Origin of the sequence: Planktothrix rubescens CCAP 1459/22 (assembly GCA_904830895.1) — a bacterium.
Lineage (GTDB): Bacteria > Cyanobacteriota > Cyanobacteriia > Cyanobacteriales > Microcoleaceae > Planktothrix > Planktothrix agardhii.
Map to the genome: position 1 here is coordinate 3,665,403 of LR882958.1, position 20,685 is coordinate 3,686,087.

Sequence of the window (20,685 nt, forward strand, 5' to 3'; positions counted from 1 at the left end):
GGTTTTAGCTATAGGAAGTTAAATCTATTTTTGAACACAGAGATAACAAGACTCTATAGCATTAAGTTTTGACAGATGGCAAAAAGTTTACAAGACAACCTAGCAAACCCGCTTTCCCTACATGATAAGTTCAACATGGAGAGAATAATAGGACTTTATCTTAATTTTAAGATGAAGTTGGTTGTTGAGTTTAATTTAACCAACCCAAGTGCTGATAGCCTGGGGGTTGATCCTCAACTTGTGTTTTTAAACGACACAGGTTGGGGATGATTTCGTTTACTTATTTTTCATTTAACTTGGAGGTTCTACTTATGTCCGTTCGTCTTTATATTGGTAATCTTCCTAAAGAATTGGAACGCAAAGAATTACAAGATGTCTTTGCAGAAGAAGGAGATACCGTTTCTGCTAAGGTGATTACCGATCGCAAAACTGGCAAATGTCGGGGTTTTGGATTTGTAACGGTGCAGACTGATGAAGTCGCGGATCAAATTGTTGAGAAATATAATGGGGTAATGTTTAGAGAAAATGCTCTAAAAATAGAGAAAGCATTACCTCGGAAAAAAGGAAAAGGTGACGGTGTTGGTGAGGGTGAAAACGGTGGGGAAGATGATCAGCCCCAACAACAGCAACAGCCAGTTCAACAACCGATTAAATCATCGGGTAATATGCCTAAAAGTGGCGGTAGTGGTAAAAACCGGAATAAAAAATCTAAGCATTCTTCCGGGGGTCAAACTTCTACATCGAGAACTAGCGGTGATGATTCCTTCCAACCCGATCCTCGTTGGGCTAATGAATTAGAAAAACTCAAACAAATTTTAGCTGCCCAAGCCGCCAATCCTTAATTTTATTGGCTTTTTTGGAATAAGAATGAACCCGCCTGAATCAATATTGAGGGGGGTTCTTTTTATTGAAGTCAATTAGAAATATTTTTTTCATTTTACCCTCCTCAGAGTGAGAAAAGAGCGATATTGTGTAATAATGATAGACTATGCAATTTAAAAATAGGAACTAAATATGCTGATCGAATTCAGCGTTGGTAATTATCTATCTTTTAAAGAAACTGTCACCTTTAGTCTGGTAGCATCAAAAGTTGTTTCCTACTATGAAGAACTTGATGAAAATAATGTTTTTAATTTTGATGATGAGTTGAAGTTGGTTAAAAGTGCTGCTGTGTATGGTGCAAATGCCAGTGGAAAAAGCAACTTAATTAAAGCAATGGGTTTTATGACAAGGTTTATATTAACCTCATTTAAAGAAACCCAGGTAGGAGATGAAATTGATGTTAAAGAGTTTAAGCTGAACACACAAACAGTAGATAAACCCTCTTTTTTTGAAATAGTTTTTATTTTAGATCAAACAATCTATCGATATGGGTTTGAAGTCAATAAAGAACGAGTAATTTCAGAATGGTTGTTTCATGTACCCAAAGTTAAAGAAATTAATTTATTTCAGAGAAATTTTGATCAAATCGAAGTTAAAAAGCAATTTGAAAAACAAGGAAAAGAAATTTTTGAAAAAACTCGTCCAAATGCTTTATTTTTATCTGTTGTAGCTCAATTTAATGGTAAAATAGCTACTAATATTTTACTTTTTTTTAGAGAAAAATTTAATGTTCTTTCGGGATTGCGTGAACACTTGTATCAGGGATATACAATTGCTCAATTCAAAAAATACCCTGATCCGATCATTCAACTCATCAAACAGCTAGATTTAGATATTGATAATATCATTATTCAGACGAAAGTATTACGATCAGAACAGTTACCGAATGAGTTACCAGAAGAATTAAGACAGTTGATCATGAAAGCTAATAATTTAGAATCTAATGAGATTCAAACAATTCATAAAAAGTATGATGATCAAGGTAAAATAGTAAGTTTAGAAAAATTTAACCTTGATGAAGATGAATCTGAAGGAACTAAGAAAGTCTTTGCCTTTGCTGGGCTAATCTTGGAAACTTTAACCAATGGAGAAGTATTAGTTATTGATGAATTAGATGCTAAACTGCATCCTTTAATCACTCAGACACTGATTAATTTATTTAATTCTAAGACAACTAATCCTAAAAATGCACAGCTAATTTTTACGACTCATGACACTAACTTATTAAACAATAAAATCTTTAGACTGGATCAAATCTGGTTTACGGAAAAAAATAATCAAGGAGCTAGTGACCTTTATTCTTTGATAGAATATAAAGTTAGCAGTGATGCTTCATTAGAAAGCGATTATATTAAAGGCAAATATGGAGCTATACCTTTTATTGGCAATTTAGAGCAATTATTTATTGAATAAATAAAATGAACAAAAAGAAGTCTTCTATTAAAAATAAAAAAGAAATAACAAATCGTGGTTACTCAGACAGAAATAATACCGTAGAACGTAGAGGAGAAACTCGCAAAAGATTGTTAATTGTTTGTGAAGGTCAAGAAACTGAACCTAATTATTTTAATAGTTTATATAAAAATCTTAACAAAATACATCTTTATATTCAAGTAAAAGGAGCAGGTAGAGTTACATTAAGTTTAGTAGAAAAAGCAATAGAATTAAAAAATGAAGATGGAGAATATAATGAAGTTTGGTGTGTTTTTGATCGAGATTTTAAATCCGAAAATAATAATCAACAAAATTTTAATAGAGCTATTGCTCTCGCTTTAAAAGAGAACATTAGATTAGCAATTTCAAATGATGCTTTTGAACTTTGGTATTTATTGCATTATGAGTATTATACGAGCGAAACTCATAGAAATGATTTGTTTACAACACTTAGTGATCGATTAGGTGAAAGGTACGAGAAAAAACTTGATTTATATGAAAAACATCTTAAACAACGTCAACAAACAGCTATCAAAAATGCAGAAAATCTATGGAAAGATATTTCATCAAATACAACAAAAGCAATTTATTTTGATAAACAACACCCTGAAAAATTTACGGAAATAACAGATCAGTTAATTCATGAACTCACTCGAAAACATAATATTAATCCATCAACAACAGTATATAGTTTAGTCCAGAGATTAATCTATCTTTCTGAGAATGATTAATTTTTTTTCATTGATTTCCTTATTCTATTCTAAATCTTACAATAGAATAGAATAAGGCTATTTCTTAGCAGGGGATAGGTCAAATCTATTTCAACCCATCAACTAACTGTATTTTTGCACTCTCTAACGCTTCTTTTAACTTCGTTGCATCCCGTCCACCAGCTTGTGCTAAATTCGGTGTTAGGTTTTGTTAACAATATCTACCTAAAAACTTAAATTTTAGCACCCGCTACTAACTGAGCCACTAATGGTTGATCTGTTGATAACTCACTCACAGCTAATACAGAAAACCCTAATAAATTTCCGGCTTCATCCACTCGTTCCATAATCGCATCATTATCAGTTTCTCGCATATAACCCGGTTGATCCGAAAATAAAACTTCTAAAAAATCGCCTTCTTTATCAAAATAAACTTTTACAGTTGAGGCCATAGTTGCTCTCCTTGTTTAATTTTGTCAGTGAAATAAGCCGTTAAAACAAAAGCATCATTTTCTAAATGTTTCACAACCACACATAACCACTTATCTCCCACTAAAGTACCTATATAATAACGATAATAAAGCAAAACGGTATTATCAGTGCGCGATCGCCTAACTTGTTCTGGGTTTTTGAGGGTGACTTCTACTTCAACCTCCATTGCTGTTAATTCAGGATGCAGTAAAATATGGGCTAATCGTTCTTTATTCAATCGAACAGAACGACCTTGATAATCGGTGAGTATCTTCATTCTATTCTAAATCTCAAAATATAAAAAGCCCCTCTCCTAAACAGGGAGGGGTTAACTTAACTTATTTCAACCCATCAACTAACTGGGTTTTTGCACTCTCCAACGCTGCTTTTAACTGCGTAGCATCTCGACCGCCCGCTTGGGCTAAATTCGGACGTCCGCCGCCACCGCCGCCACAAATTTTGGCAATACCGCCGATAAATTTACCCGCTTGTAAGCCTTTATTATTCACCGCTTTACTGAACGCTGCAACAAAATTAACTTTACCATCCGTCGTAGCTGAACCCAAGACAACGGCACTTTCTCCTAACTTTTGTTGTAGCCTTTCTGCGGCAGTTTTTAACGATTCTGCATCGGCATCATGGAGTTCTGCTACAATTAATTTAAACTCACCAATAGTTTCAGCAGTGGTTAATAATTGTTGGGAATTGGCGATCGCTAATTCCGCTTTAACGGCTTCTAATTGTTTCTGAGTTGCTTTTAATTCCTGTTGTAAATTAGTAATCCGTTCGGGAAGTTCTTCGGGTTTAGCTTTAAAGCGATCGCCTAATTCCTTAACCACCGTATCCCGAACTTTTAAATACTCTAAAACCGCTTGTCCTGCTACCGCTTCTATCCGTCGAATTCCTGATGCAATACCTGTTTCAGAAATAATCTTAAATAGACCAATTTCGGCAGTATTACTAACATGAATTCCCCCGCATAATTCCATCGAAACCCCAGAATAATCGACCACCCGCACCACATCAGAATATTTCTCTCCAAACATAGCGATCGCACCTTTCGCTTTAGCGGCTTCGATCGCCATTTCTGCAATTACGGCGGGATGGGCTTCGGTGATCCAACTATTAACTTGATCTTCAATTTGTTGCAATTCTTCAGCAGTTAACCCCCTGGGAGAATTAAAATCAAATCGTAAACGCTCAAAATCAACTAAAGAACCCGCTTGAGAAATAGAAGGATCTACTATTAATTTTAACGCTGATTGTAACAAATGGGTGGCGGTATGATTAGCTTGGGCACGACGACGACAGGCGCGATTAATTTGGGCAGTTAATGTCATTCCTGGGGTGATTATTCCTCGTTCAATGCGTCCGAAATGGATGAAAATATTGGATTCTTTTTTAACATCTTCGATCTGAATTACGGTATCACCATAACTCAAATAACCGCGATCGCCAATTTGTCCCCCGGACTCGGCATAGAAGGGGGTTTTATTCAAAATTACTTGAATTTCTGTTCCCGCTTCTGCTGTTTCTACAGGTTTTCCATTCACTAAAACCGCTTCAACTTTGGCATCAGATGTTAATAAAGTATAGCCTAAAAATTCCGTGGGGTGAATATGTTCTGCTAATTGATCTAAACTTCCTTGAACGGTTAAATCAATAGTTTCATGGGCATCTTGAGAACGACGGCGCTGTTCTTCCATTGCCGTTTCAAAGCCTTTAATATCAACAGTTAACCCATTTTCTTCGGCAATTTCTTGGGTTAATTCCAGGGGGAAACCGTAGGTGTCATATAAAACAAAAGCATCTTGACCAGAAATTTCACCCCCCTCTAGTCCCTGCTTGGTAAGGGGGGAAGAAATATCTGTAGCCTCCCCTTTGGTAAGGGGGAGGTTGGTGGGGGTCGCCTGACCGGAATTACCCCCCTCTAGTCCCCCCTTATTAAGGGGGGAAGAAATATCTGTAGCCTCCCCTTTGGTAAGGGGGAGGTTGGTGGGGGTCGCCTTGGTAATAATTTCAGCTAACAGTTTTTCACCCCGTTCTAAGGTTTCTAAGAACCGGGTTTCTTCTCTTTGTAATTCTGCTTTAATTGCGGTTTCCCGTTGACGCACATTAGGATAAACCGCTTCTGATAATTGAATAGCAGTTTCAGCTACTAAAGTAGTAAATTCCTGATTAATTCCAATTAACCGACCATGACGAACAACGCGACGAATTAAACGCCGGACAATATAACCTCGGCCAATATTAGACGCATTAACTCCATCAGCAATTAAATGCACAACCGCCCGAATATGATCCCCAATTACTTTTAGGGAAACCTTGGTTTTTTCGTCGGATTTCTGATAGTCTATTTGGGCAATTTCCGCCGCCGTTTTAATAATAGGAAAAATCAGATCGGTTTCATAATTATTAGGAACTTGCTGTAAAATTTGCGCCATGCGTTCTAACCCCATGCCCGTATCAATATTTTTATTTTGTAAAGGGGTTAAAATACCATCATTATCTCGGTTATATTGCATAAATACTAAGTTATAAAACTCAATAAACCGAGAATCATCCTCTAAATCAATATTATCCTCGCCGCGTTCGGGGTGAAAATCATAATAAATTTCTGAACAAGGGCCACAGGGGCCAGTAGGGCCAGATTTCCAGAAGTTATCCGCTTCTCCCATGCGTTTTATGCGTTGGGGAGATACCCCAATTTCATCGCGCCAGATGGCAAAAGCTTCGTCATCTTCCTCAAACACACTCACCACCAAACGTTCTGGGGGTAACTCAAATACTTTTGTGGAAATTTCCCATCCCCAAGCGATCGCTTGTTGTTTAAAATAGTCTCCAAAGCTGAAATTGCCCAACATTTCAAAAAAAGTATGATGTCTGGCCGTTCTGCCCACATTTTCAATATCATTAGTACGGATACATTTTTGGGAGGTGGTGGCGCGGGGAACTTCCGGTTGTCGCTGTCCCAGAAATATCGGTTTGAAGGGTAGCATCCCGGCAATGGTTAACAACACCGTCGGGTCTTCAGGAACTAGGGAAGCACTGGGCAGAATTTTATGCCCTTTTTCGGCATAGAAGTTGAGAAACTTTTGCCGAATTTCGCTGCCTGTGGAATACTGGGGAGAAAAAGTCATAATACTCACGGTAAAAAAATTAGACCAACCTTTCAGAATAAATGAAAGATCAAACCTTACATCGGATAATTCCTATTTTAATTGTTAGTTTGTCTGCCTTGGGGGGGGCGGTCGGAGGAATTTGTTTTCGGCAAACTGTCATTGTTGAACGGTTTCCTACCCTTCTGCCTCGGTTGCCCTTTGCCAATGCCTTACCACCCCAGGAAATTATTGCTGAGAATGAAGTCCGTCCCTTGCCTGGGAAACTGGATGAGGTGTTAATGTTTAATAGCAATAGTCCAGAATGGGTGAAACAGGAAGGAATTTTACTCTCAACCTTTCCGGGAGGATGGCGGGGTGATCCTGAAGCTCATTTAGAGTATCGTTTAACGGGAGAGTTTGAGGTATTTACACATCATTTTACCCACACTCCACCGGATTTAAAAACCTTATATTTGGGGTTAATTGTTCATAATCCTGATAATGAACCTGTTACCGTTGAAGTATTGGCAGCAGCAAGTTATTTATTGGAGCCTGATGCTCCGTTTAAAGAAAAGCCTGCCATGAGTGATAATGCTAACGGTGAGATTTATTCCGGGCCTGGTATTCGGGCGGTGGATGATGTGTTAAGGGGAAAGCGACAGGTTGAATTTCCTGAAACCTTGGAAATTGGCCCTGGTGAAACTCAAATGTTAATGAATTTGCCTATCCCAGTTAAGGGGTTAAAACGTCCGGTGAATGGGCGTTCTACTTTTATGCGGTTGAAAGTTCGGGGTCAAACCGATGATTCTCCCCCGGCTTCAATTTATCTGGCTAGTTTAGCCCAATTTGCGAAAATAGAACCCGATGGTAAGGAGCGTGCGCCTACTTTGGAAGAATGGCAACAGTTACTTGACAATGGTAGTTTAGCACAACCCCGCGATAAAATTCCAACTCCTCCAGAACAAATAGGAGGCCAGTTAATTTATAGTCGGGTTGCGGGTATTCAACAAGGGGCAAAATGGGCAGCAGATTTAGTGGATGAGGGTAAAGATTTTCTGACTATTCCTGATAGGGGAAAGGGAATTTCTTTTCCTATTAGTACAGTTAGAGCGGGAACATTAGGAACAAAACAAGTTCAAGCTGCACCGTTAATTGTTCGTTATCCTGATACCGCATATCAATCCCATGGTAATTATGGGGTACATTATGATTTACAGATTCCGTTATTCAATGTAACGGATAAAACTCAAACAGTAGCAGTTACTTTAGAAACTCCATTCAAGGAAGAAAAGTTATCAAAAAATGGATTAATTTTTCGACAACCCCCCTTAGATTTTCCATTTTTTCGAGGCACAGTTAGGTTAAGATATGAAGATGAACAAGGAAAAAATATTGTAAAATATATACATTTATGGCATCGTCGAGGGCAAATTGTTGACCCGTTAGTTCAATTAAAATTAAATCCGAAATCCTCCCGTTTTGTTAGAGTTGATTTTCGTTATCCTCCCGATGCTACACCCCCCCAAGTTGTGACCATTAAAACTTTAAATTAATCATCTCCAAGTACAAAAGAGGTAGAAAGAAGCCCAAAAATTTCGAGGTGGGAGATTGTTGTTAAAATAGTCTGATAATCATTGATAATAGGAAGGATAAGCACCAATAAAGGGATCTCAAGCAATGATTACAGGCGAGTTAAAATCCAAAGTTGATAAATTGTGGACAACGTTTTGGAATAACGGGATTAGTAACCCCCTGTCGGTGATCGAACAAATATCCTATTTACTGTTTATCAAACGCCTAGATGACCTACAATTAGCCCAAGAAAAGAAGATCAAACGCTTAGGGGGGCTATTAGAAAATCCCACTTTTACCCCGGAAAATAATCATTATCGTTGGTCTATATTTAAAAATCAAAACCCTGCTGATATGTTAGTTACGGTCAGGGATTCTGCCTTTCCTTTTATCAAAACCATTGGTAAGGAAGGGGGGACTTATGCCCAACACATGAAGGATGCTGTATTTTTAATTGCTAACCCTGCCCTATTAGCAAATGTAGTAGCACAAATTGACCAAATCCTTGAATTACTCAATCAACAAGCTAGTCAATCTCAAGATAAAACCTATATAGATTTACAGGGAGATCTTTATGAATATATGTTATCAAAACTCACCACCGCCGGAACAAATGGACAGTTTCGCACTCCTCGCCACATTATTAAAATGATCGTCGAATTAATGAATCCTAGCGCCCATGAGGTAATCTGTGATCCTGCTTGTGGGACGGGGGGCTTTTTGGTGGCGGTGGCGGAATATTTGCGTCAACAAAAAGATAGTGAGGGTAATAATATTTTGAGTAATCCTGTCAATCGTAAGCACTTTAATGAGGAGATGTTTCACGGTTTTGACTTTGATGCGACCATGTTGCGAATTGGCAGTATGAATATGATGTTACATGGCATCGAAGACCCTAAAATTGAGGCGAGGGATTCCTTAGCAGAGGAGCATTCAGAAGTATCGGAAGCCTTTACTTTAATTTTAGCGAATCCTCCTTTTAAGGGATCGTTAGAAGCGAATACTATTGCTAAGGATTTAATCAAAATTATTAATACCAAAAAAACCGAGTTATTGTTTGCGGCGTTATTTTTGCGGTTATTAAAAAAAGGCGGGAGAGGGGCGGTAATTGTGCCGGATGGGGTGTTATTTGGTTCGTCTAATGCCCATAAAACCCTGCGGGAAACCCTTGTAGAAAACCATAAGTTAGATGGGGTGATCTCCATGCCTTCGGGGGTTTTCAAGCCCTATGCTGGGGTTTCTACGGCGGTGCTGATGTTTACTAAAACGGGGGTAGGGGGTACGGATGGGGTTTGGTTTTATGATATGGGTGCGGATGGTTTATCGTTGGATGATAAGCGTCAACCTGTGGAGGAAAATGATATTCCTGATATTATTGCTAAGTGGCGCGATCGCAATCTAAACAAAGATATTGACCGCAGCAGTAAGGCTTTTTTTGTGGCGAAGGAGGAAATAGTTAAAAATGGTTATGATTTATCGATCAATCGTTATAAGGAGGTGGAATATGGGGAAGTTAGTTATGAGTCTCCGGCAGTTATTTTAGGTAAATTAAAGGTAATCGAAGGGGAGATTATGGCGGATTTGGAGGTGTTAGAGGGAATGTTAGGTATATTATAAATACTGTAAAATGTTAATGAACAATTAATGAACAATACCATGAGATATAAATACACTGCTAAATATACAAAAATCCCATCGGGATATATGGGGCAAATTATGGAATGGCAAGAAGTGGTTACGGAGGGAAAAACGGTTACAGAGTGTCGTTTAATGCTCGAAGATGCTTTAAATGAAATGATTTTAGCTTATCAACAGCAAGGAAAAACTATTCCTTCAAATGATAGTGATATTATTGAAAGTTTATTCATTGAGGTTGCTTAATGTCGGTAAAAAGAAGAGATTTAATTGAATACTTGGAAAATAATGGTTTTTATCTTTTACGAGAGGGAGGAAATCACTCTATCTATACCAATAATACAATTACTCTCCCCGTTAAGCGACATAAAATCTTTGACAGAATCACCGCTAATGAAATTTGTAAACAGGCTGGATTAAAGAAAAAATTTTAATTATCACAAATGATTTAGGACTACTCTAAAAAAAGAGGTTATTTCCAGATAAACTTGAGTTGATTATAATTTAGTGTAGGAGGTGGTTGTCAATCAAATTCTTCTTTTGTCCATTTTTGCTATAATGTCTAAAATAGTCAATCTTTTGAGATCATGAAAAGCTATACCCTGAAGCAAACCAGAAATCAACATGGTGAAGTCTTTGATCAAGCAAAAGTTGAGCCTGTGTTAATCACCGAGCAAAAACGTCCCAGCTATGTCATTCTTTCCGCAGAGTCTTATCAAAAACTAATTGATAAACTGGAAGAATTAGAAGATTTACATTGGGGGCAAAAAGCACAAACTGCCCTAACTCAATCTTCAATGGTGGGAAGTGAGGAATTTAGCACAACTTTAGAAAGATTTGCCAATGGCTAAACTTGATAGGTGAATTAACTGAATTTAAAAATAAAGGTTATCAGGCATTGGTTAAAGATTCAAAAATTCTTAATTCTATAGGTTGGAATATTATGGAAGTTGTAGTAGTAAACAGTAAAGAGGATATTTTTGAGCAATTACGGAAGCATCAAAAAACCTTAGAAGGTTATGGGGTAAGGCGATGTGGGTTGTTTGGTTCGTTTCGGCGTGGGGAAGCCACAGAAAACAGTGATATTGATTTGTTGGTGGAGTTTAAGCCGGAGTTGAAAACTTTTATGAATTTTATGGATTTATGCTTTTTCTTTGATGATTTATTTGGGCGTAAGGTAGATGTCTTAACTCCTGAGTCTTTGAGTCCTATCTTTGGGCATAAGATTTTAGCGGAGGTGGAATATGTTTCATTCTCCTGATGATTATTTAGGTCATATTCTCCTAGAAACTTCTTTTATCCTCGAAGTATCTGAGGGTTTGGAGAAAGAAGTTTTCTTGGACAACCCCATTTTAACAAGGGCACTCGTGCGTAGTTTGGAGATTATCGGGGAAGCGACGAAAAAGTTACCGGATGATTTTAGGCAACAATATTCTCAAATTTCTTGGAAGCAGATGGCGGGGATGAGAGATAAGTTAATTCATGATTATTTTGGCGTTGATTATAATTTAGTCTGGGAGGTAGTTATTAATCAAATTCCTCTGTTACATCAGCAAATTCAAGATATCCTTAATCAGTTACAGGAATTAGATCCTCCCTATCCCCGTTAGAAAAGCGGTAAATTTTAGATAATATGTTAAGATCGCTATAGTTGTATTCAATTGCAGGGGTAATCAATTTTTTTATGAATATTAAGCAGTTAATTAAGGCGGAATTGGATTATTTATCAACTCAGGAATTACAGGAATTTTATGAGTTGTTAAAAAGTCGGAGTCAGAGACAAAACAATCACGATGATGAGTTAGGTGATTTATTGGAAAGATGTAAAGTCAGTACAGGTATTCAGGATCTTGCTGAACAACATGATCACTATATTCATGGCACTCCTAAAAGGGAAGTTGAGTAAATGAAACAGGTTTTTGTTGATACTTCTGCTTGGATTGCTTTACTTAATATTGATGATATTTGGCATGAAAAAGCTTGTCAAATACGCTTAAAATTGCTCAAGCAAAACTATATTTTTATCACCAGTCAGTTTATTTTATTAGAAGTTGGGGATGCTTTATGTTCTCCTTTGGCTCGTCAAAATACGGCTGATTTTATTAAAAATCTGGGCAACATAAAATCTACTAGAGTTATTTCTATCCGTGAGGATTTACTCGATTTGGGATTAGCTTTATATGAATCAAGACAGGATAAGGATTGGGGGTTAACGGATTGTATTAGTTTTGTGATTATGCAACGGGAAAATATTACGGAGGCTTTTACTACTGATAAACATTTTGAACAGGCGGGGTTTATTCGTCTATTAACTTAATTAAAGGAGATTAAATCATGAATTATTTATTAATAAAACGTATTACTATAGATCCTAATATCTGTCATGGTAAGCCTTGTATTCGAGGTTTAAGGTATCCTGTGGAATTTATTTTGGAGTTGCTCAGTTCAGGAATGACTACAGAGGAAATTTTAATAGATTATGAGGATTTGGAATTAGATGATATTTTAGCTTCGTTATCTTTTGCTACAGAATAATTATTTAATTGTTTTTACTTCTTAATATCATTATTTTTTTAAAGGAGATGTCAGGATGGAATTAGTAAAATTAGGTAAAGTTGCAGACTTTATCAATGGTAAAGCATTTAAACCCTCAGATTGGGAAGATAAAGGGAAAAAAATTATTAGAATACAAAATCTTAATGATTGTTCTAAGCCCTATAATAGAACTTTACAAAATGTCGAAGATAAATATTTAGTATATCCTAATGATATTCTTGTATCATGGTCTGCCAGTTTAGGTGTTTTTGAATGGAAAGACTCTGAAATAGCGGTACTTAATCAACATATCTTTAAAGTTGTTCCTGATGAAAAATTAATTTGTAAACCATATCTTAAATATGCTTTAGATAAATCTATTGATTTAATGCTTAAATATACTCATGGTTCAACTATGAAGCATATAAATAGACAAGAGTTTTTAAATATAGAAATCCCCTTACCCCCGATCGCATCTCAACGTAGAATAGCGAATATATTGGATAAAGCAGACGAAATCATCAGGAAAAGGAAAGAAGCGATCGCCCTTACCGAACAACTCCTTAAATCAACCTTTCTCGATATGTTCGGCGATCCTGTTATTAATCCTAAAGGTTGGGAAAAATGCCAAGTAAAAGACATTGCAAAAGTAAAGACTGGTAAAACTCCTAGTCGTAAGGAAAATGATAACTATGGTAATTCTATTCGTTGGGTAAAAACGACAGAGGTAATAAATTCTATTATCGAAGAAACTGAAGAATATTTAAGTGAAAAAGGGGCTTTGCAAATGAATGTATTTCCCGAAAAAACTATTATTGTTGCGATGTATGGTCAAGGAAAAACAAGAGGAAGAACGGCACTACTTGCGAATCCATCAACAACAAATCAGGCTTGTGCAGCAATATTACCTAGCTATAAATACAATACCATTTATCTATGGGAATTACTAAAACTTTCATACTATAGACTAAGAGAATTAGGGCGTGGAGGCAATCAACCTAATTTAAACTTGGATATGATAAAAACTTTTGAAATAATTTTTCCTCCTTTAGAAAATCAAGAAAAATTTGAAGATATCATTACAAAAATACAAATACAAAGAGCAAAAAATATTAAATCACTTGAAGAATCAGAAAACTTATTTAACTCCTTATTACAAAAAGCATTCAAAGGTGAATTATAGATGAATAAATTTAATTTTTGTTTCCAAAATCAACGCTAACACCGTAGAAATAAAAGATTAAAATCATGAACACCAGAACAATTAAACCCATTAGAAACGAACAAGATTACCAAGCGACCCTCGCCAGAATTGAACAGCTAATGGAAGCGATGCCAAATACACCAGAATTTGATGAATTAGACATACTTACCACTCTAGTAGAAGCCTACGAAGAAAAACATTATCCTATTGCCCTACCCAATCCGATTGATGCGATTAAATTTCGGATGGAACAACTCTGATGTTATACTATTTAAAACGCCATCTCGATAGAGACAGTTTAGATTTTAGGTGTGCTTCAGTTGCTCCCAGTGCCCAGTCGCCTATAATTTATGTTATACTGTTTATAGCCGAACAATTATTAATAGTAAAATGTCCACAACTATTCCTTTAACTATTAATTTACCCCAAGAACTGGTAAATGCTTCAGAAGAACTAATCAAAGCTGGTAAAGTCAAAAATTTTGATGAATTTATTGCTACTGCGGTACAGAATGAATTGCTTAAAAATAATCTTTCTGTAGATTCTTTGTCCGATGAAGATCCGATTTTTGGTTTAGGGAAAAATCCCGTTAACATTGGAATAACTGATGCTTCTAATAACTTAGACAATTATATTTACAACTCATGAGTTTAAATCATTATTTTTTAGATGCTAGTTATATCATAGCCTTAGAAATAAGAGATGATCAAAATCATCAAAAGACAACTAAGCACTGGCAAGATTTAGACAAAAAAGATTTAAAATTGACTACTACCTCTTATGTTTTTGATGAAGTTGTCACTTTTTTAAATAGTCGTAACTTACATAGCAAAGCGGTGGAAGTAGGGAAAAGATTAATTAATAGTTCTGTGGTTCAATTTATTCATGTTGATGAAAAAGTGTTTTTTGACAGTTGGGATTTATTTCAAAAATATAACGATAAATCCTATTCTTTAACTGATTGTATTTCTTTTACAATAATGCGGCAATTAAACATTAATAATGCTTTAACCTTTGATCAACATTTTGCTCAGGCAGGTTTTCAGAAAATCCCTTAAAAGTTAGGGTGTTAGGGTAATCTAATTTATATAATATTTAAAAATACTATCAAATTTTAAAAAATTGTTTCCTCAAACTAAACCAGAAACATCGCCATGTCATCCAACTTTGACTTTTTAAAACCCGACTTTCCCGAAATCTACGAAAGTGCTACCCGTGTCGAAACCCTCGCCCTAACCGATAGCCGTGCCTGTTGCTTCTATGCCCGTTATACCCTTGAGCAAGCTGTTATCTGGCTATATGATCATGACCCCTATTTAATACTACCCTACGATAATAATTTAGGGGCATTAATCCACGAACAAACATTCAAAGATAACCTACCTCCTAACCTTTTCCCCAAAGTTCGTATCATCCACAAAATGGGCAATAATGCCGCCCACAGTAACGAAAAAATCAACGAAAAAGACGCAGATTATATTACTCAAGAATTATTCCATTTTCTCTATTGGCTTTGTCGCTACTACTCCCCCAACGGTAAAAACCTCCCTCAACTCCAATATATTCCCCCCGCTACTCAGGAAAAAGTTAGAAGTGATCAAAAAACCCTTGCTCAACTGCAAAAACTAGAGCAAGAATTATCCCAAGCTCAAGAAATAGCAAGAATTGCCCAAAAAGCACAGCAACAAACAGAAGCAGAATATAACCAAATTAAAGCAGAAATTAGTCAACTCAAACAGGCAAATAGTACCGTTAAAGATCACCATGACTATAACGAAATTGATACCCGTAAATACTTAATTGATGTATTACTTAAAGAAATGGGTTGGGATTTAACTCAACCCCATTTTACCGAGTATGAAATCACCGGAATGCCCCAAACTGTTAACCCCACGGGTAAAGGCTATATTGATTATGTATTATGGGATGATAACGGCTTACCCCTGGCTATTATTGAAGCTAAACGTACCCAAAAAGACGCAAATCTGGGTAAACGACAAGCCCAACTTTATGCTGACTGTTTAGAAAAACAATTTAATCAACGCCCGATTATTTTCTACACTAACGGCTATCAAACCTATCTCTGGGATGATGGCAACTATCCCCCGCGCCTGGTGGAAGGCTTCTTAAAAAAAGATGAATTACAAAGGATAATTTATCGCCGCAGTCACCGAAAACCCTTTGAGATCGTTTTACCCAATCAAGAAATAGCCGGGAGAAGCTACCAAATAGAAGCCCTGAAACGAGTCACAGAAACCTTTGAGAAAAAAGCCAGGAAAGCCTTGCTAGTCATGGCAACGGGCACAGGAAAAACCAGAACCGCGATCGCCCTAGTTGATATATTAACTAGAGCTAACTGGATTAAAAGAGTCTTATTTTTAGCTGACCGTACCTCCTTGATCACCCAAGCCAAAAGAGCTATCCAGAAACACTTACCCCACGCCACGGCCATAGACTTAACCCAAGAAAAAGACGTAAGCGGTGCTGATATCCTCCTCTCCACCTATCCAACTATGATGAATCGCATTAATAACGATATTCTGTCCTCTCCTAGTAGCAGAGGGGGTGAGGTTAAAACCTTCGGAGTCGGCTATTTCGACTTAATTATTATAGATGAAGCCCATCGCAGTATTTACCAAAAATATCAAGCCCTCTTTACCTATTTCGATGCTTTGTTAATCGGTTTAACCGCCACCCCCAGAAACGAAATTAACCGAGACACCTACCGCATTTTTGAATTAGAAGCGGGTAATCCCACCTTTGCCTATGAATTACAAGATGCGATCGCCGATGGCTATTTAGTGCCTCCTACGGGTATCAATGTACCGTTTAAATTTCTCCGTAGTGGGGTGAAATATGCGGATCTTACCCCAGAAGAAAAATTAGAATATGAAGAAAAATTCTATGACGAAGAAACAGGGGAAATACCCAAGGAAATTAACGCCGCCGCCCTCAATGGTTGGTTATTTAATATTGATACGGTGGATAAAGCCTTAGAAATTCTTATGGATTGGGGTTTAAAAATCCATCAGGGCGATCGCCTGGGCAAAACTATTATTTTCGCCCGAAATCATCAACACGCCCAATTTATCGAAGAAAGATTTAACTATAACTATCCCCAATATAAAGGCAAATTTGCCCGTGTTATCGACAGCTATAACAATTATGCTCAAAGTCTGCTTGATGACTTCTCAGAAGCGGAAAAAGAGCCAATGATAGCTATTTCTGTGGATATGTTAGACACGGGGGTAGATGTGCCAGAAGTGGTAAATTTAATGTTTTTTAAACCCGTTTACTCAGAGGTAAAATTCAATCAAATGATCGGCAGAGGCACTCGTTTATGCCCTAATTTATTCGGATTTGGCAAGGATAAAACGGAATTTTTGATATTTGACCTATGCGATAATTTTACCTATTTTAATCAAGAAATAACCGAAAAAGAACAATCCCCGGCTGAATCATTACAAACTCGACTTTTAAAGGCAAAATTAGAGTTATGGGACTGTTTAAATACCGCAGAAACTACAACCCTTGTGAATAACCCTCAAAATCGAGTTAAAGAGTCTCAAGCGTCCTATACTGTCGTTAAAACCGATAATCTCAAGGAAAAAATACTAGATGAATTACATCAGCACGTTGCCAGTATGGAAGAAAATAATTTTCTAGTGCGTCGTTACTTAGAAACCGTTTTAACTTTCCGTCAACGGGAAAAATGGCAGAATTTAAACCCAGAAGATCGGCAAGTTATTGTTAATACCCTGATCCCCCTCCCCAATACTTTACCCGTAGAAAATCCTCGGATTAAAAACTTTGATCTGCTGTGTCTGAAAATTCAGTTAGCTATCCTCAAAAATAGCCCAAATTTTGAAAGATTACGGGATCAAATCAGGGATTTATTAACCCGTTTAGAAACTAAAAAAACCATCCCTATTGTTAAGGATAAATTGAATTTAATTGAACAAGTACAGACAGAAAGATGGTGGCAAGATGTGACGGTTTATTTAGTAGAAGAAATGCGGCTAAATTTCCGAGATTTAATGGTGTTAATTGATCAACGGGATGAAATCATTATCTATACTGATTTTGAGGATGAATTAGGGGATTTAGAAATCTTAGAAGTACCTAACCGTCAAACAGGTTTCAGCCCCTATCAATACAAAAAAAGAGTAGAAAGCTATATTTTAGCCCATCAAGATCATATTGCGATCGCTAAGTTAAAAAGAAATCTACCTCTAACTGATACTGATTTACAGGAATTAGAAAAGATGTTATTTACCTCAGAGGCGCTAGAATCTAGGGATAAATTCGAGTTAGTATATGGTAAAAATATTAACCTGAAAAGTTTTATGTTGGAATTGGTGGGTTTAGACAGAAACACCGCCAAACAAGCATTTAGTAAATATTTGGAAAATAACAATCTCAATGCTAATCAAATTCGTTTTATTGAACAAATTATTAACTGGTTAACCCAACGTGGGGTTATGAAGCCCTCTCGTTTGTATGAATCCCCTTTTACTGATATTCACACCGCAGGATTAGATGGAGTTTTTAACAATGAGGATGCTAATAATATTATTACCATAATTCGCTCTTTTGATCAACCTATAGAAACAACCTTTTACTCTGCTTGATTGAAAGACTAGGTTTTTATTATATTAAATAACTCCAGCTTGAAATATTTGTTCGGCCGTTAAACTTAACTCTGGAAAAACCAAGGACTGAATGCACTCATTTTCTTGAAATTGATTAACTTGGTATTCTCCATCGACTAAAAAGTAAACAGAAATAGTTGGTTTTTTGGGATTACCAATAAATTTACGAGCACCCAGGGCTAGATAATCTACAATCCAATATTCAACAATTCCAATATCTTCGTACTCCCCATATTTTTTATAATAATCATCCCGCCAATTAGTGCTAACGACTTCAATCACTAAAGGAATAGACTTACCCAAACTTACAGTAGAATATTTCTTCCAAAAAGGTTCATTCACTAAATTAGAACGATCCAATAATAAGATATCTGGCGAATAAGCCGACTCACTTGAAGCTGATTTAACCAGTGCCGTTTTCGGAATAGAATAAGAAAGATGGAGGCGCACATATTCTAAAGTCAGTTTTTCAGCTAAAAACCCCACAATATCTTCATGTTCTCCCGTCGGTTGTGGCATTTCAATAATTGCTCCTTCATGGAGTTCATAGCGTTTGTTGTCCGGTTTCCACTGGATAAATTCAGCAAAATTTGTTGGTTTTGGTAAGGATTGAACCATAATTTATATCAATTGCAATAAATCCGAGTTAGTAGTCATTTAAAAAAATAATAAGCATTTATATTTTAGCGCAAAATCGACCTGTTTAGAAAAGCACAAGGTAGGAGCGTCCTCGATCCCTTGCCGTGATAGGTTAAAATAGGTAATAAATATTAAAATAAGTGTTAGCTGATGCCTGCACTGCGCTTACACACCCTAGAATTGAGGTAAATTATGGAATCTGTTATTAAACTTTCGGCCCTGGATACCAGTTTAATCGAAGTTCGCTTAATTGAAGGTCGGGATGAGGCGTATATTCTGGCGAATGAAGATTATTTTTCCTTAGTGACGGGGAGAAAAACTAATATTTCTTCTAGCTTACAAGAAGGGGTTAATTTATTAAACTTAATGATTAAGACCTATCCGCTTACAGAACGAATTCGGAGAGGGTTATTTGGTCAAGATTGGTGTGGACGTTTTGAACTTTATATTGATGGAAAATTACACGGAACCTATAATCAAAATGGCGGTGTGTTTCTCGGTTCTCGTGAATATACCGTTGCTAAAATTGAACTCAATATTGAACGTATTACTCCTAAGCCCACCCCAACTCCTAAGCCCACCACTCCTAATCCTGATGACGACATCAAAAAACAACTTTTAAATATTATGAAAAGCTTATACAAAAAATTCGGGGGATGACTCCTACCCATTTCCAAAATGTAGGATATTCAACCCCCTACATTATATTAGAGAATAATATAAAAATTAATGTTTGGAAAAACTTAGTAGAAGTTGATCATGTGTTTTTGATTGACTCGGAGGGAAATTGTTGTTTTGCGGGTTATGTGGGATGGATTCATGCTCAAAAATTCTATCAAACCTTACAGCAAATTCGGAATGATTTTTCTGGGGTTTAAAGAGCGATCTCCATTAATTTCATCTAATCCGAGAACCAATCTCAACCCAAAGTTGCAATTTTTAAACAAAACATTACAATACTTAAGCTGAAGACTCACCTTTTCCTGATAATTTCTTTCAGGGCGTGACCTTTGTTTTCGCTCCCTTGCTGTGATAGGTTATAATAGGTAATATTATAATAAGTGTTAGCTAATGCCTGTACTGCGCTTACAAACCCTACAATTGAGGTGAATTATGGAATCTGTTATTAAACTTTCGGCCCTGAATCCCCGTTCAATCGAAATTCGCTTAATTGAAGGTCGGGATGAAGCCTATATTCTGGTGAATGAACATTATTTTTCCTTGATGACGGGGAAAAAAATTAATATTTCTTCTGCTTTGCAAGAAGGAGTTAATTTATTGAATTTTATGATTAAAACTTACAGTCTAAAAGAACGAATTATCAGAGGGTTATTTGGTCAAGATTGGTGTGGACGTTTTGAACTTTATATTGATGGAAAGTTACGAGGAACTTATAATAAAAGTGGCGGTGAGATTTTCGGTTCTGGTGAATATACCGTTGCTAAAATTGAACTCAATATTGAACGTGCTCCCACTCCCACCCCAACCCCAACCCCAACCCCAACCCCAACCACTGGTAACACCACTGGTACCACCACTGGTACCACCACTGATACCACCATCGAAGATATTATAAACAGATTACAAAAAATCAAGGGTATGAATCCTACCCATTTCCAAAATGTAGGATATTCAACCCCCTACATTACATTAAAGAATAATATAAAAATTAATGTTTGGAAAAACTTAGTAGAAGTTGATCATGTGTTTTTGATTGACCCGGAGGGAAATTGTTGTTTTGCGGGTTATGTGGCATGGGTTCGTCGTAAAAAATTCTATCGAGCTTTACAGCAAATTCGGAATGATTTTCCTGGGGTTTAAAGAGCGATCGCTTTTAATTTAATCATTTA

26 protein-coding genes are annotated in these 20,685 nt (G+C 36.6%); 22 read left to right on the forward strand and 4 right to left on the reverse strand.

What is annotated here, in order from left to right:
• The first annotated feature begins 75 nt into the window (after positions 1-75).
• From NMG86_RS17175 to NMG86_RS17190, 4 genes are all read left to right on the forward strand, one after another.
• Positions 76-270: a hypothetical protein gene (locus tag NMG86_RS17175; RefSeq protein WP_026798166.1), complete on the forward strand. Its 195-nt coding sequence runs from the start codon at positions 76-78 to the stop codon at positions 268-270.
• 41 nt (positions 271-311) lie between these two features.
• Positions 312-842, forward strand: a complete 531-nt coding sequence (locus NMG86_RS17180; protein ID WP_026785941.1) for an RNA recognition motif domain-containing protein — start codon at positions 312-314, stop codon at positions 840-842.
• A gap of 172 nt (positions 843-1,014) precedes the next feature.
• Positions 1,015-2,295: an AAA family ATPase gene (locus tag NMG86_RS17185; protein ID WP_026798167.1), complete on the forward strand. Its 1,281-nt coding sequence runs from the start codon at positions 1,015-1,017 to the stop codon at positions 2,293-2,295.
• A gap of 5 nt (positions 2,296-2,300) precedes the next feature.
• Positions 2,301-3,047, forward strand: a complete 747-nt coding sequence (locus NMG86_RS17190) for an RloB family protein (protein WP_051339978.1) — start codon at positions 2,301-2,303, stop codon at positions 3,045-3,047.
• 212 nt (positions 3,048-3,259) lie between these two features.
• Here the strand turns inward: NMG86_RS17190 and NMG86_RS17195 are convergent, their stop codons facing one another.
• From NMG86_RS17195 to alaS, 3 genes are all read right to left on the reverse strand, one after another.
• On the reverse strand, positions 3,260-3,478 hold the full coding sequence (locus NMG86_RS17195; RefSeq protein ID WP_026798168.1) for a DUF2283 domain-containing protein: 219 nt from the start codon (positions 3,476-3,478) through the stop codon (positions 3,260-3,262).
• Positions 3,463-3,774 (reverse strand): DUF4258 domain-containing protein, encoded by a 312-nt coding sequence (locus NMG86_RS17200; protein WP_026798169.1) that lies wholly within the window; start codon positions 3,772-3,774, stop codon positions 3,463-3,465. Before NMG86_RS17200 ends, NMG86_RS17195 begins: the two co-directional genes overlap by 16 nt.
• 61 nt (positions 3,775-3,835) lie before the next feature.
• Positions 3,836-6,637 carry an alanine--tRNA ligase gene (alaS, locus tag NMG86_RS17205; RefSeq protein ID WP_087882136.1) on the reverse strand — a complete coding sequence of 934 codons (2,802 nt, stop codon included), beginning with the start codon at positions 6,635-6,637 and terminating at the stop codon, positions 3,836-3,838.
• Positions 6,638-6,678: 41 nt separating this feature from the next.
• Here alaS and NMG86_RS17210 point away from each other — a divergent pair, with 41 nt between their 5' ends.
• The 15 genes from NMG86_RS17210 to NMG86_RS17280 all read left to right on the forward strand — a co-directional run bounded on the left by NMG86_RS17210 (position 6,679) and on the right by NMG86_RS17280 (position 18,175).
• On the forward strand, positions 6,679-8,151 hold the full coding sequence (locus NMG86_RS17210) for a DUF3370 domain-containing protein (RefSeq protein WP_026798171.1): 1,473 nt from the start codon (positions 6,679-6,681) through the stop codon (positions 8,149-8,151).
• 124 nt (positions 8,152-8,275) lie between these two features.
• A complete protein-coding gene (locus tag NMG86_RS17215) occupies positions 8,276-9,787 on the forward strand; it encodes a type I restriction-modification system subunit M (RefSeq protein WP_026798172.1) in 1,512 nt (503 codons plus the stop codon).
• A gap of 27 nt (positions 9,788-9,814) precedes the next feature.
• A complete protein-coding gene (locus tag NMG86_RS17220) occupies positions 9,815-10,051 on the forward strand; it encodes a type II toxin-antitoxin system HicB family antitoxin (RefSeq protein WP_238558118.1) in 237 nt (78 codons plus the stop codon).
• Positions 10,051-10,239, forward strand: a complete 189-nt coding sequence (locus tag NMG86_RS17225; RefSeq protein ID WP_026785933.1) for a type II toxin-antitoxin system HicA family toxin — start codon at positions 10,051-10,053, stop codon at positions 10,237-10,239. Before NMG86_RS17220 ends, NMG86_RS17225 begins: the two co-directional genes overlap by 1 nt.
• A 153-nt stretch (positions 10,240-10,392) precedes the next feature.
• Positions 10,393-10,656, forward strand: coding sequence for a type II toxin-antitoxin system Phd/YefM family antitoxin (locus NMG86_RS17230; RefSeq protein ID WP_026798173.1), 264 nt, complete (start codon positions 10,393-10,395; stop codon positions 10,654-10,656).
• 2 nt (positions 10,657-10,658) lie between these two features.
• Positions 10,659-11,066 (forward strand): nucleotidyltransferase family protein, encoded by a 408-nt coding sequence (locus tag NMG86_RS17235; RefSeq protein ID WP_235751975.1) that lies wholly within the window; start codon positions 10,659-10,661, stop codon positions 11,064-11,066.
• Positions 11,050-11,415 (forward strand): HepT-like ribonuclease domain-containing protein, encoded by a 366-nt coding sequence (locus NMG86_RS17240; protein WP_026785930.1) that lies wholly within the window; start codon positions 11,050-11,052, stop codon positions 11,413-11,415. The genes NMG86_RS17235 and NMG86_RS17240 overlap by 17 nt, the downstream gene beginning before the upstream one ends.
• A gap of 74 nt (positions 11,416-11,489) precedes the next feature.
• On the forward strand, positions 11,490-11,711 hold the full coding sequence (locus NMG86_RS17245; protein ID WP_026798174.1) for a hypothetical protein: 222 nt from the start codon (positions 11,490-11,492) through the stop codon (positions 11,709-11,711).
• Positions 11,712-12,122 carry a type II toxin-antitoxin system VapC family toxin gene (locus tag NMG86_RS17250; protein ID WP_026785928.1) on the forward strand — a complete coding sequence of 137 codons (411 nt, stop codon included), beginning with the start codon at positions 11,712-11,714 and terminating at the stop codon, positions 12,120-12,122. It abuts the gene before it with no gap.
• Positions 12,123-12,139: 17 nt separating this feature from the next.
• Entirely contained in the window at positions 12,140-12,340 is a 201-nt protein-coding gene (locus tag NMG86_RS17255; RefSeq protein ID WP_026798175.1) for a DUF433 domain-containing protein, read from the forward strand.
• A gap of 55 nt (positions 12,341-12,395) precedes the next feature.
• The gene (locus NMG86_RS17260) at positions 12,396-13,523 is read left to right on the forward strand and encodes a restriction endonuclease subunit S (RefSeq protein WP_026798176.1); all 1,128 of its coding nucleotides are present in this window, start codon (positions 12,396-12,398) and stop codon (positions 13,521-13,523) included.
• Positions 13,524-13,588: 65 nt separating this feature from the next.
• Positions 13,589-13,804 carry a helix-turn-helix domain-containing protein gene (locus NMG86_RS17265; RefSeq protein ID WP_081694494.1) on the forward strand — a complete coding sequence of 72 codons (216 nt, stop codon included), beginning with the start codon at positions 13,589-13,591 and terminating at the stop codon, positions 13,802-13,804.
• A gap of 130 nt (positions 13,805-13,934) precedes the next feature.
• On the forward strand, positions 13,935-14,192 hold the full coding sequence (locus NMG86_RS17270; RefSeq protein WP_042156154.1) for a ribbon-helix-helix domain-containing protein: 258 nt from the start codon (positions 13,935-13,937) through the stop codon (positions 14,190-14,192).
• Complete coding sequence (locus tag NMG86_RS17275; RefSeq protein ID WP_026798178.1) at positions 14,189-14,602, forward strand: type II toxin-antitoxin system VapC family toxin; 414 nt, start codon at positions 14,189-14,191, stop codon at positions 14,600-14,602. Before NMG86_RS17270 ends, NMG86_RS17275 begins: the two co-directional genes overlap by 4 nt.
• A gap of 96 nt (positions 14,603-14,698) precedes the next feature.
• Positions 14,699-18,175, forward strand: a complete 3,477-nt coding sequence (locus NMG86_RS17280; protein WP_026798179.1) for a DEAD/DEAH box helicase family protein — start codon at positions 14,699-14,701, stop codon at positions 18,173-18,175.
• A gap of 24 nt (positions 18,176-18,199) precedes the next feature.
• Here the strand turns inward: NMG86_RS17280 and NMG86_RS17285 are convergent, their stop codons facing one another.
• Positions 18,200-18,814: a Uma2 family endonuclease gene (locus tag NMG86_RS17285; RefSeq protein WP_026798180.1), complete on the reverse strand. Its 615-nt coding sequence runs from the start codon at positions 18,812-18,814 to the stop codon at positions 18,200-18,202.
• A gap of 213 nt (positions 18,815-19,027) precedes the next feature.
• On the opposite strand from NMG86_RS17285, the gene NMG86_RS17290 reads away from it, so the two are divergent.
• From NMG86_RS17290 to NMG86_RS17300, 3 genes are all read left to right on the forward strand, one after another.
• Positions 19,028-19,495 (forward strand): hypothetical protein, encoded by a 468-nt coding sequence (locus NMG86_RS17290; protein WP_026798181.1) that lies wholly within the window; start codon positions 19,028-19,030, stop codon positions 19,493-19,495.
• Entirely contained in the window at positions 19,492-19,713 is a 222-nt protein-coding gene (locus NMG86_RS17295) for a hypothetical protein (protein ID WP_026798182.1), read from the forward strand. Before NMG86_RS17290 ends, NMG86_RS17295 begins: the two co-directional genes overlap by 4 nt.
• 235 nt (positions 19,714-19,948) lie before the next feature.
• Positions 19,949-20,656, forward strand: coding sequence for a hypothetical protein (locus tag NMG86_RS17300; RefSeq protein ID WP_026798183.1), 708 nt, complete (start codon positions 19,949-19,951; stop codon positions 20,654-20,656).
• The last annotated feature ends 29 nt before the right edge of the window (positions 20,657-20,685 follow it).

Excerpts from the sequence above, each read along its gene's own strand:
- NMG86_RS17220 (WP_238558118.1), top strand. The coding sequence starts at position 9,815 with ATGAACAATACCATGAGATATAAATACACTGCTAAATATACAAAAATC.
- NMG86_RS17245 (WP_026798174.1), top strand. The coding sequence starts at position 11,490 with ATGAATATTAAGCAGTTAATTAAGGCGGAATTGGATTATTTATCAACT.
- NMG86_RS17195 (WP_026798168.1), bottom strand. The coding sequence starts at position 3,478 with ATGGCCTCAACTGTAAAAGTTTATTTTGATAAAGAAGGCGATTTTTTA.
- NMG86_RS17285 (WP_026798180.1), bottom strand. The coding sequence starts at position 18,814 with ATGGTTCAATCCTTACCAAAACCAACAAATTTTGCTGAATTTATCCAG.
- NMG86_RS17260 (WP_026798176.1), top strand. The coding sequence starts at position 12,396 with ATGGAATTAGTAAAATTAGGTAAAGTTGCAGACTTTATCAATGGTAAA.
- NMG86_RS17265 (WP_081694494.1), top strand. The coding sequence starts at position 13,589 with ATGAACACCAGAACAATTAAACCCATTAGAAACGAACAAGATTACCAA.
- NMG86_RS17230 (WP_026798173.1), top strand. The coding sequence starts at position 10,393 with ATGAAAAGCTATACCCTGAAGCAAACCAGAAATCAACATGGTGAAGTC.
- NMG86_RS17275 (WP_026798178.1), top strand. The coding sequence starts at position 14,189 with ATGAGTTTAAATCATTATTTTTTAGATGCTAGTTATATCATAGCCTTA.
- NMG86_RS17280 (WP_026798179.1), top strand. The coding sequence starts at position 14,699 with ATGTCATCCAACTTTGACTTTTTAAAACCCGACTTTCCCGAAATCTAC.
- NMG86_RS17180 (WP_026785941.1), top strand. The coding sequence starts at position 312 with ATGTCCGTTCGTCTTTATATTGGTAATCTTCCTAAAGAATTGGAACGC.
- NMG86_RS17250 (WP_026785928.1), top strand. The coding sequence starts at position 11,712 with ATGAAACAGGTTTTTGTTGATACTTCTGCTTGGATTGCTTTACTTAAT.
- NMG86_RS17190 (WP_051339978.1), top strand. The coding sequence starts at position 2,301 with ATGAACAAAAAGAAGTCTTCTATTAAAAATAAAAAAGAAATAACAAAT.
- NMG86_RS17290 (WP_026798181.1), top strand. The coding sequence starts at position 19,028 with ATGGAATCTGTTATTAAACTTTCGGCCCTGGATACCAGTTTAATCGAA.
- NMG86_RS17215 (WP_026798172.1), top strand. The coding sequence starts at position 8,276 with ATGATTACAGGCGAGTTAAAATCCAAAGTTGATAAATTGTGGACAACG.
- NMG86_RS17255 (WP_026798175.1), top strand. The coding sequence starts at position 12,140 with ATGAATTATTTATTAATAAAACGTATTACTATAGATCCTAATATCTGT.
- NMG86_RS17175 (WP_026798166.1), top strand. The coding sequence starts at position 76 with ATGGCAAAAAGTTTACAAGACAACCTAGCAAACCCGCTTTCCCTACAT.
- NMG86_RS17295 (WP_026798182.1), top strand. The coding sequence starts at position 19,492 with ATGACTCCTACCCATTTCCAAAATGTAGGATATTCAACCCCCTACATT.
- NMG86_RS17270 (WP_042156154.1), top strand. The coding sequence starts at position 13,935 with ATGTCCACAACTATTCCTTTAACTATTAATTTACCCCAAGAACTGGTA.
- NMG86_RS17300 (WP_026798183.1), top strand. The coding sequence starts at position 19,949 with ATGGAATCTGTTATTAAACTTTCGGCCCTGAATCCCCGTTCAATCGAA.
- alaS (WP_087882136.1), bottom strand. The coding sequence starts at position 6,637 with ATGACTTTTTCTCCCCAGTATTCCACAGGCAGCGAAATTCGGCAAAAG.
- NMG86_RS17200 (WP_026798169.1), bottom strand. The coding sequence starts at position 3,774 with ATGAAGATACTCACCGATTATCAAGGTCGTTCTGTTCGATTGAATAAA.
- NMG86_RS17225 (WP_026785933.1), top strand. The coding sequence starts at position 10,051 with ATGTCGGTAAAAAGAAGAGATTTAATTGAATACTTGGAAAATAATGGT.
- NMG86_RS17185 (WP_026798167.1), top strand. The coding sequence starts at position 1,015 with ATGCTGATCGAATTCAGCGTTGGTAATTATCTATCTTTTAAAGAAACT.
- NMG86_RS17240 (WP_026785930.1), top strand. The coding sequence starts at position 11,050 with ATGTTTCATTCTCCTGATGATTATTTAGGTCATATTCTCCTAGAAACT.
- NMG86_RS17210 (WP_026798171.1), top strand. The coding sequence starts at position 6,679 with ATGAAAGATCAAACCTTACATCGGATAATTCCTATTTTAATTGTTAGT.